The sequence below is a fragment of the Arthrobacter gyeryongensis genome (assembly GCF_039543785.1).
In the GTDB taxonomy this organism is placed as follows: domain Bacteria; phylum Actinomycetota; class Actinomycetes; order Actinomycetales; family Micrococcaceae; genus Arthrobacter; species Arthrobacter gyeryongensis.
Genome location: NZ_BAABKK010000017.1, coordinates 138,621 through 144,862, shown reverse-complemented (window position 1 = coordinate 144,862; position 6,242 = coordinate 138,621). Strand labels below are relative to the sequence as shown.

Genomic DNA, 6,242 nt, shown 5'->3' with positions numbered 1-6,242 from the left:
TCCGACACCCGCCAAGCCGCACGCCGCTTCTTCAAAAACGACACCCACTCCATCGTCGTGAAGACCCTGCAACTACTCGCCCGCCGAGGCGAAGTCGACGCACAGGCGGCGGCCCAGGCAATCGAGAAGTACAGTCTCCTCGATGTCAACGCCGGCACCACCGGCGGGGCAGGCGGCGAAAGCTAAGCCTCCAGCGAAGCAAAACGAAGCCAGCAGCATCTCGACGGCGGTCCACACCGAAAGGTGCGGGCCGCCGTCGGGCTTTAAGATCCGGGCTTCAACGATCGACCCACAGCACCAATTAGCGCAGCAAGCGCGTGACGTGGGCCAAACGCAGTTGTAGCCTTCGCACAAATGGAGCTTGTGGATGATGCGCCGTATGCTCAAGGAATGGCAGAGCCGATTCAAACCCCCGCGAAACGCAAAGCGGCCGCGCGGACAGTAACACCGGAAAAGGCGGAGACTCTCAAGCGGCTCCGCGCCAATGTGGGGCAACTGTCCACCACCACCATGCGCAAGCTCGAGAAATCACTGCCTTGGTACAGCCGGCTGAGCTCGGACGAACGCTCAGCCTTGGGCCTGGTTGCCCAAAACGGAATCGCGGCCTTCGTGACGTGGTACGAACGGCCGAGCTCGCCGTCCTGGATCCTGACGGACGTCTTCGGGAACGCTCCCACCGAGCTAACCCGCTCCATCAGCCTGCAAAAGGCCCTCCAGCTGATCCGGATCGTCGTCGAGGTGGTGGAGGACCAGGTCCCTGTGATCGCACCCGAAGCCGATCAACCCTCCTTGCGCGAAGCAGTCCTGCGTTATTCGAGGGAAGTGGCATTCGCCGCCGCGGATGTCTATGCCCGCGCCGCCGAGTCCCGCGGTTCCTGGGACACGAGGCTCGAAGCCCTGATTGTGGACGCCATCCTCCGTGGCGAGAATACCGATGCCCTTCGTTCCCGCATCGCGGCCCTCGGCTGGAAGGCCCAGGAGCGATTCACGGTGATGGTGGGAAACTCGCCGTCGGAACCAAGCGCAAGCTATGTGAGCGAGTTGCGCCGGACCGCCGGACGCTATTCGGAAGACGCCCTGGTTGGAATCCAGGGCGACCGCCTGATCCTGATTCTGGGTGGTGTGCAAGACCGCGACACCGCGTATCTGAAACTCAGCGAACTTTTCGCCCCGGGCGCGGTGGTCTACGGACCCGAGGCCAGTTCCCTGTTGGAGGCAAGCAGCTCTGCCCAGGCAGCCTTTGCAGGGCTCACCGCGGCCAAGGCCTGGCCTTCGGCTCCGCGACCGGTAGCCGCGGACGACCTCCTCCCGGAACGGGTGGTGTCAGGTGACGACGCCGCCCGCCGTTCCCTCATCAAGAACATTTACCGGCCGCTCCTAGCCGCTTCGAACGGCCTTGTCGAAACCCTCGGCACTTATCTGGAACTCGGCCATTCCCTCGAAGCGACTGCCCGCGAGCTGTTCGTCCACGCGAACACCGTGCGGTATCGTCTCAAGCGCGTCTGCGACGTCACAGGGTGGGACCCGCTCCTCCCTCGCGAGGCTTTCGTGCTTCAAACTGCGTTGGTTGTGGGCAGGCTTTCAGCCCAGCCAAAGGCGACGTCGGAGCGTCACGGTACCCGATCCGCGGGTTGAACCGTTGTAGACTTCCTACAAACTGACCCAGTGAGCTTGGTGTACGCAAACACCACTAGTTCACGCGGCAATTTGGAAAGCTGGTTACGTGCTTGCAATCGTCTGCCCTGGACAGGGCTCCCAGACCCCTGGATTTTTGGCCCCTTGGCTGGAGCTCCCTTCCGTAGAAGGCCATTTGGCCTCCCTGAGCGAAATCGCAGGCATCGACCTCAAGGCCCACGGCACCACCTCCGATGAAGAAACCATCAAGGACACCGCCGTCGCGCAGCCCTTGATCGTCGCCGCAGGGCTCGTGGCAGCGAAATCGCTGTTCGACGTCGAACTCAGTACCCTTCCGATCGTCCTTGCCGGCCACTCGGTCGGGGAGATCACGGCGTCGGCGCTTGCGGGTGTCCTGAGCGAGGCCGAAGCCATGACGTTTGTGCGCGAGCGTGCCAACAACATGGCCGCTGCCGCCGCGGTCACCCCCACCGGCATGAGTGCCGTCGTCGGAGGCGATCCGGCCGAGGTGCTGTCCGCTATTGAGGCGGCCGGCGCAACTCCCGCGAACGTCAATGGAGCGGGCCAGACCGTTGCGGCAGGCACGTTCGAACAGCTCCAGGCACTTGCCGACAACCCTCCGGCCAAAGCCAGGGTCATCCCGCTGAAGGTTGCCGGTGCGTTCCACACATCCCACATGGCTCCGGCCGTGAGCGCGCTTGAAGCACTGCGGCCGTCCCTCAAGCCGCAGGCTCCCACGGTTCCCCTGCTCTCGAACTTCGACGGCCAGGAGGTCACGGACGGCGGCGCCGCCGTCGAAAGCCTGATCGCCCAGGTTTCGCGCCCGGTGCGCTGGGACCTGTGCATGGAGAACCTGGTCCAGCGCGGAGTCACCGGACTCATCGAGCTGGCGCCTGCCGGCACCCTGGCCGGCCTCGCCAAGCGCGGCATGCCAGGCGTAAAAACCGTAGCCGTCAAGACCCCGGATGATTTGTCCGCCGCACTTGCACTCTTCGCGGAATTGGAGGGAGACGCATGAGCACCCCCGTACTCAAGCAGGCATCGAGGAACGAATACTCACGCGTTGTCGGCCTCGGGGCATACCGCCCGGACATCATCGTTACCAACGACGACGTCTGCCAGTGGATCGATTCGTCGGACGAATGGATCCGCCAACGCACGGGTATCGTGACCCGCCACCGCGCCGCAGCCAATGTCAGCGTCATCGACATGGCCGAGGGAGCTGCCCGCGAGGCGCTCAAGCAGGCCGGCATTGAGGCTTCCCAGCTGGGCGCCGTCATCGTCTCCACCGTCACGCACCCGTATGCCACGCCGTCCGCGGCTGCCGCCCTCACCGACCGTTTGGGCGCCACCCCGGCACCGGCCTTCGACATCTCCGCGGCATGCGCAGGCTACTGCTACGGCATTGCCCAGGGCGATGCCTTGGTCCGATCGGGCGCGGCTGAATACGTCCTGGTGGTCGGAGCCGAGAAGCTCTCCGACGTCATCGACAACCATGAGCGAACCATTTCCTTCCTTCTTGGCGATGGTGCCGGCGCCGTGGTCATCGGCCCGTCCGATACACCCGGCATTGCCCCGTCTGTCTGGGGGTCCGATGGCAGCAAGTGGAACGCGATCGGCATGACGCATTCCCTCGACGAAGTCCGCAGCCTGGGCGAGTCTGCCCGCCATTCGGACGAATCCGACGATCAGGCCATTATTTCCGCAGCGCAGGATGTCTGGCCGACCCTCCGCCAGGACGGCCAGACGGTCTTCCGTTGGGCCGTTTGGGAAATGGCGAAGGTTGCCCAGCAAGCCCTCGACGCCGCAGGAATCGAAGCCTCGGATCTGGCAGCGTTTGTCCCACACCAGGCGAACATGCGGATCATTGATGAAATGGTCAAGAAGCTCAAACTTCCCGAGACCGTGGTGGTTGCCCGGGACATCGTTGATGCGGGAAACACTTCTGCCGCCTCCATTCCGCTGGCCACGCACCGACTCCTCAAGGAAAACCCTGCGCTCAGCGGTGGCCTTGCCTTGCAGATCGGCTTCGGTGCCGGTCTTGTGTTTGGTGCCCAGGTAATCGTTCTTCCGTAGTTTCGGACCACGCCTGCCTTCCAATTGAATAGTGCTTTGAAACCCAAGCCGTAACCGCGGTTTGCCCCCATTTCCGGCAATAGCCGGCACAACAAGAAAAGGAGCCAACAATGGCTAGCAACGAAGAAATCCTGGCCGGCCTGGCTGAAATCGTGAACGAAGAGACCGGCCTCGCCACCGAAGCCGTGGAGCTGGACAAGTCCTTCACCGAGGACCTGGACATCGACTCCATCTCCATGATGACCATCGTCGTCAACGCTGAAGAGAAGTTCGGCGTGCGCATCCCGGACGAAGAGGTCAAGAACCTCAAGACCGTCGGCGACGCCGTCAACTTCATCTCGAACGCACAGGTCTAGCCTGGCCTCAACTGTGCCGGACTTCGGGTGCGCCCTGTTGCATCCGAAGCCCGGCACAGCTGCTATACCTCCCAAAGTTTTTTCCTGCCTCCCCAGTGAGAACAGCACGTGGGTTGGCTGATCCGACAGAGAGTGATCTCATGGCACGCAAAGTAGTCATAACCGGTCTGGGCGCCACAACGCCCATCGGCGGCGACGTCCCCACGATGTGGAAGAACGCGCTCAAAGGGGTCTCAGGTGCCCACACGCTCGAGGACGAGTGGGTTGCCAAGTATGACCTTCCGGTCCACTTTGCCGCCCGGTGCTCGACGCCGGCCCTCGAGGTTCTGAGCCGCGTTGAAGCCAAGCGCATGGACCCGTCCACGCAATTCGGTGTCATCGCAGCCCGCGAGGCCTGGGCGGATTCCGGTATCACCGAAATCGACCACGACCGCCTTGCCGTGGCTTTCGCCACGGGCATCGGTGGCGTCTGGACGCTCCTGGACGCTTGGGACACACTGAGGGAAAAGGGCCCCCGCCGGGTTCTTCCCATGACGGTCCCGATGCTCATGCCGAACGGAGTCGCTGCTGCGGTCAGCCTTGACCTCGGCGCCCGCGCCGGTGCACACACCCCGGTTTCTGCTTGCGCTTCCGGCACCGAAGCGATGCACCTCGGCCTGGACCTCATCCGCTCGGGCAAGGCCGACGTCGTCGTGTGCGGTGGTGCCGAAGCCGCCATCCACCCGATGCCCCTCGCCGCGTTTTCCTCGATGCAGGCCCTCTCCCGCCGCAATGACGATCCCGAGCACGCTTCGCGGCCGTATGACCGCGACCGCGACGGCTTCGTCATGGGTGAAGGCGCCGGCGCCCTGGTTCTGGAAGCCGAAGAGCACGCGATCGCACGCGGTGCGCGCATCTACGCTGAGCTCGCCGGTACTTCGGTCACAGCCGACGCCTACCACATCACGGCACCAGACCCGGAAGGCCTGGGCGCTACCCGCGCTTTGAAGGCTGCCATGTTCGATGGCCGCATCCAGGCCGAGGACGTCGTGCACGTCAACGCCCACGCCACTTCGACGCCTGTCGGTGACAAGCCCGAGTACACGGCGCTCCGTGCCGCACTGGGCGCCCACGTCGACAATGTGGCAGTCTCTGCCACTAAGTCGCAGATGGGCCACCTGTTGGGCGCTTCAGGGGCCGTAGAAGCAGTGCTGACTGTTCTTGCCGTCTACGAACGCCAGGCTCCGTTGACCATCAACCTTGAGAACCAGGATCCGGAGATCCCGCTCGACGTCGTCACTTCGGCACGCACTTTGCCCGCCGGCGACATCGTCGCTTTGAGCAACTCCTTCGGTTTCGGCGGCCACAACGCCGTCATCGCCATCCGCAACGTCTGACAGTCGCCGGAGCTTCGACGAACAAAGCAAGGCACAAGAGGAGGGCCCCACCGTGGTGGGGCCCTCCTCTTTGCTATGGAAAACAGTCTCGGTACTTTGTTCCCTGCCCGAGATGGTGTTGCCTAACCGACCTGGTGGAGCCAGCGCACAGGGGCGCCTTCAGCGGCGTGGCGGAACGGCTCAAGCTCTTCGTCCCAGGCTTCACCGAGCGCCAAGGAAAGTTCGTGGTAGACGGCGGCAGGATCTCCCGCCCCCGACTCGTAGGCGTAGCGGATCCGATCCTCAGTCACCATGATGTTGCCGTGGACATCCGTGACGGCATGGAAAATGCCCAGCTCCGGAGTGTGCGACCAACGCGCGCCGTCCACGCCCTGGCTCGGCTCCTCGGTCACTTCGTAACGAAGGTGCGCCCACCCACGCAGAGCCGAAGCCAGCTGGGCACCCGTTCCAGGGACTCCCGCCCAGGAGAGCTCGGCGCGGAACATTCCGGGCGCGGCAGGTTGAGGGGTCCACTCAAGATCGGTCCGCTTGTCAACGACCGATCCGATGGCCCACTCAACGTGAGGGCACAACGCGGTAGGGGCCGAATGCACAAACAGGACACCGCGGGTTATTGCAACAGACATTCCATCCTCCATAGCTGTAGGTACGTCTTCCCCAACGACCTCTGCCTGGATGAAAATTTGTTGCGCGGGTTCCGCGCCGTTCCGGTTTCCCTACCTATCTATGATTTTGTCCGCAGCGGAAGAACATTCAAGTTTAGGTTGAAAGTTCCCCCACAGTGCTTTCATTTTGCCGT

7 protein-coding genes are annotated in these 6,242 nt (G+C 63.4%); 6 read left to right on the top strand and 1 reads right to left on the bottom strand.

Annotated elements, in window-relative coordinates:
• From ABEA18_RS14005 to fabF, 6 genes are all read left to right on the top strand, one after another.
• A partial coding sequence (locus tag ABEA18_RS14005) for a hypothetical protein (protein WP_345449982.1) occupies window positions 1-186 on the top strand: 186 nt, incomplete at its 5' end.
• Between the two features lie 204 nt (window positions 187-390).
• Window positions 391-1,635 (top strand): PucR family transcriptional regulator, encoded by a 1,245-nt coding sequence (locus ABEA18_RS14000; RefSeq protein ID WP_345449981.1) that lies wholly within the window; start codon window positions 391-393, stop codon window positions 1,633-1,635.
• Between the two features lie 88 nt (window positions 1,636-1,723).
• Complete coding sequence (locus ABEA18_RS13995; protein ID WP_345449980.1) at window positions 1,724-2,653, top strand: ACP S-malonyltransferase; 930 nt, start codon at window positions 1,724-1,726, stop codon at window positions 2,651-2,653.
• Entirely contained in the window at window positions 2,650-3,711 is a 1,062-nt protein-coding gene (locus ABEA18_RS13990) for a beta-ketoacyl-ACP synthase III (protein ID WP_345449979.1), read from the top strand. The genes ABEA18_RS13995 and ABEA18_RS13990 overlap by 4 nt, the downstream gene beginning before the upstream one ends.
• 110 nt (window positions 3,712-3,821) lie before the next feature.
• Window positions 3,822-4,067, top strand: a complete 246-nt coding sequence (locus ABEA18_RS13985; protein ID WP_345449978.1) for an acyl carrier protein — start codon at window positions 3,822-3,824, stop codon at window positions 4,065-4,067.
• Window positions 4,068-4,207: 140 nt separating this feature from the next.
• A complete protein-coding gene (gene fabF / locus ABEA18_RS13980; protein WP_241710849.1) occupies window positions 4,208-5,443 on the top strand; it encodes a beta-ketoacyl-ACP synthase II in 1,236 nt (411 codons plus the stop codon).
• Between the two features lie 122 nt (window positions 5,444-5,565).
• Here fabF and ABEA18_RS13975 read toward each other — a convergent pair whose 3' ends face one another.
• Window positions 5,566-6,069, bottom strand: a complete 504-nt coding sequence (locus ABEA18_RS13975; RefSeq protein ID WP_078108617.1) for a DUF3145 domain-containing protein — start codon at window positions 6,067-6,069, stop codon at window positions 5,566-5,568.
• Window positions 6,070-6,242: the final 173 nt, after the last annotated feature.